Consider the following 3,577-nt stretch of genomic DNA (forward strand, 5'->3'; position numbering starts at 1 on the left):
GCTCCACCCGATGCGGGGCCTGGAGATCGTGCGGGGCATCGACTTCCTGGACGAGCGTTCCGGAACTACCGGGCGGGCGGCGCCGGGACGCGCGGCGGCGGATCCGGCGGGACCGGCGGGACCGGGGCGTGACGGGTCCCGCCACCCAGGGCGGAGCGACCCGGACCGCGCCGTCCGGGTGCCCGGGCCGGCCGGGAAGCATTCGGAACCGCGCGGTGTTGCCCACCTTTGCCATCTCGGGGCCATCGCGGGCGGTTCTCCCAATAGGGTCGTAGTCCAAGACCTTTTTGCGAATCCGGCCCTGTCCGGAGCGACCCGCGGGACGCCGCGGAGCGGACACGGCACCGATACAGGAAGGGAGGGGTCTTGACCGCACACGGCTTGATCGACACCACGGAGATGTATCTCCGCACGATCTTCGAACTGGAGGAGGAGGGGATCGTCCCCCTCCGGGCCCGCATCGCCGAGCGGCTCCAGCAGAGCGGCCCGACCGTCAGCCAGACGGTCGCGCGGATGGAGCGGGACGGCCTGGTCCGCGTCGAGGGCGACCGGCACCTGACCATGACCGACCTCGGCCGCACCCTCGCGACCCGCGTCATGCGCAAGCACCGCCTCGCGGAGTGCCTGCTGACCCAGGTGATCGGCCTGCCCTGGGAGGAGGTGCACATCGAGGCGTGCCGCTGGGAGCACGTGATGTCGGAGTCCGTCGAGGCGCGCCTGGTGACGCTGCTGAACAACCCCGTCCGGGACCCGCACGGCAACCCGATCCCCGGCCTGGAGGAGCTCGGCGTCACCGCGGCAGGAGCCGAATGGGAGTCGCTGCCGTCGATGGCGGAGGCGGCCGGTCCCAGAGACGTCCCCGTTGTCGTCCGTCGAATTAGCGAACAAGTGCAAAGCGATCCCGCTGTGATGCTTAAACTCAAGCAAGTTGGGATACAACCCGGACGCGAGGTGACGCTCGCGGCGAGCGACGACGGTGTGCGGGTGATAGGTGACGATGCGACGGGCAACTCTCTTGCGGACCTTCCGCGGGAGGTCGCTGCCCACGTCTTCGTCTCCGCGCGCTGACCGGCGTGCACTCACTCGGTTGAATCCCACGGGGAAATCCCTCCATTCCCCGGCCGAGACTGCAGCAGGAGCAACCGTGGTTCGCTTTGCGCACACCCGTTACCGAGGGGTGGTCACCGGATGAAGCGGTGGGGGGATCTTCCGCAGGACGCCGCCGACCACCTTTCGGCGGGAGCCGTCCTCGACCAGGCGGAGATGGCGGTGGTGGTCACCGACCGCTTCAGCAATCTCCTCTACTGGAATCCGTTCGCCGAGAAGCTCTTCGGCCACTCCGGCCCGCCGGGCTCCCCGGAGCCGCGGGGGCTCACGCCCAGCCTCACGGACGCCGACCACCCGCTCGCGGTCGAGGCCGCCAAGCAGGTGCTCAAGGGCGGTGTCTGGGAAGGCACCTTCGAGGTCAAGCGCGGGGACGGGACGATGATCTACGTCCGCGCGCAGGCCGTGCCGCTGCGCCACTCCTCCGGGGCGGTGACGGGCATCGTCATCACCGCCCGCGAGGCCATGCGGAGCAACGAGCGGGAGAAGGACCGCTTCGGCCTGCTGGAGCGGATCGGCGAGCGACTCGCCGGCTCCCTCTACGTCGAGGAGACGCTCAAGCGCGTCGCCGAGATGCTCGTCCCGCAGTTCGCCGACCACTGCTTCATCGAGCTGATGGAGGGCGAGCGGCTGACCCGGAGGGTCTCCACCCACGTCCAGGGCTGGAGCCCGCCCCCGAACACCTGGGCGCCGCTCGGCGCGGAGATCCGCTACCCCGCGGGCCACTACGCCGACACCGCGCTGCGCCGCCAGGAGACCATCCTGGTGGAGGACTTCGCCCGCACCAGCTACCCGAGCCCGAGCGAGGGCAGCACCCGGCTGGCCGCGGAGGTCGGCCTGACATCGGCCATCGTCGCCCCGCTGTGCGTGCGCGGCGAGACGCTCGGCCTGATGTACCTCGGTCTGTCCAACCTGACCGACCGGCGCAGCCCGCACTACGACGCCTTCGACCGCGACTTCGTCGGGGCCATCGCCACCAGGGTCGCGCTGGCCGTGGACAACGCGCTGCTGTTCGAGGAGGAGCGGCACACCGCCGAGTCCTTCCAGAAGCACCTGCTGCCCCGCGCGCTGCCCCAGCTCGACGGGCTGGAGATCGCGGTCCGCTACTACCCCGCCGCGCCGCTCGCCTCGCACGGTCAGGGCATCCAGACCCAGGTCGGCGGCGACTGGTACGACGTGATCCCGCTCTCGGCGGGCCGGGTCGGCATCGTCATCGGCGACGTGGAGGGCCGGGGCGCCAAGGCCGCCGCCGTCATGGGGCAGCTCCGGGCCGCGCTGCGCGCCTTCGCCCAGGACGACAAGCCGCCCGCGGAGATCCTCGCCCGCCTGGACGAGTGGACCCGCATCATCGCCACCCCCGAGCAGGACGACAGCGGCGAGGACATCAGCGTCCCGCCCATCGTCACCTGCCAGTACCTCGTCTACGACGCCTGGTCGCGCGAGCTGTCCTTCGCCAACGCCGGACACGCCCCGCCGCTGCTGCTCGTCGACGGCACCTGCGTCGAGCTCGACATCAAGGAGGTCGGCCAGCCGCTCGGCGTCCGCGCCAAGGGCGTGCACGCCGACCTGGTCTACAAGGAGGAGACGCGGACGCTGCCGCCGGGGGCCTCGCTGCTGCTCTACACCGACGGCCTGGTGGACCGCCGCCCGCTGCGCGACTCCGGCAGCCACCCGCTCAGCGACGAGGAGAACCTCGCGCTGCTCTGCGACAAGCTCGTCGAGTTCTCCCGCGACTCGGTGGAGCACATCGCCGACGCCGCGACGGTCGCGGTGCCCGGTGAGATCGACGACGACATGGCCATCCTGGTGGTCAGGTCCTCCGCCGTCGACCTGGAGGTCGAGGAACGCACCTTCGCCGCCCAGCCGATCATGGTCAGCGAGGCCCGCCGGATGGCGTCGGAGGCCTTCGCCGGATGGAACGTCCCGGAGGAGCGGGCCGAGCTCGCCTGCCTGCTCGTCTCCGAGGTGGTCACCAACGTCGTGCTGCACGCGGCCAACTCCAGCGTCCCCCGCCGGGACCTGGTGATGGACGGCGGCCCGCTCGACTTCGACGAGTCCTGGGACCTGCCCGGCTTCGAGGACGAGAACGAGGGCGAGTCCGTCGCGGAGAAGGAGTTCACGCTCCGGATCCGCCGGGGCAGGGAGTCCGTCTGGGTCGAGGTCTTCGACCAGGACCTGCGGCTTCCCCGCATCCGCAGCGCCGGGGAGAACGACGAGGGCGGCCGCGGCCTCTACCTCGTCGACCAGCTCGCCAGGCGCTGGGGATCCCGCCCCACGCAGGAGGGCAAGGCCGTCTGGTTCGAGATCCCCACCCGGTCGCGTTAGCGTGCCGCCGGCCCCGGTGCGCTCCCGGGGCTAGGCCCGATCCCCGATCGGTGCTTGAGTGGTCTGTGTGACTCCTCCGCTCCCTGAAGGGAGCGGCTTCTCGCTAAGCCGCTTGCGCAGCCTCACGAAGGGCAAGCCCTGCCCTGAG

Annotated in this window: 2 protein-coding genes; both read left to right on the forward strand. The window is 71.0% G+C overall.

Translation table 11 applies throughout. From position 1 onward, the window contains the following. The first annotated feature begins 366 nt into the window (after positions 1 to 366). Complete coding sequence (locus ACWJ6R_RS32475) at positions 367 to 1,068, forward strand: metal-dependent transcriptional regulator (protein WP_449065880.1); 702 nt, start codon at positions 367 to 369, stop codon at positions 1,066 to 1,068. A 120-nt stretch (positions 1,069 to 1,188) separates the two neighbouring features. Further along, complete coding sequence (locus ACWJ6R_RS32480) at positions 1,189 to 3,429, forward strand: SpoIIE family protein phosphatase (RefSeq protein ID WP_449065881.1); 2,241 nt, start codon at positions 1,189 to 1,191, stop codon at positions 3,427 to 3,429. Positions 3,430 to 3,577 lie beyond the last annotated feature (148 nt).

The organism is Planomonospora algeriensis, assembly GCF_977012225.1.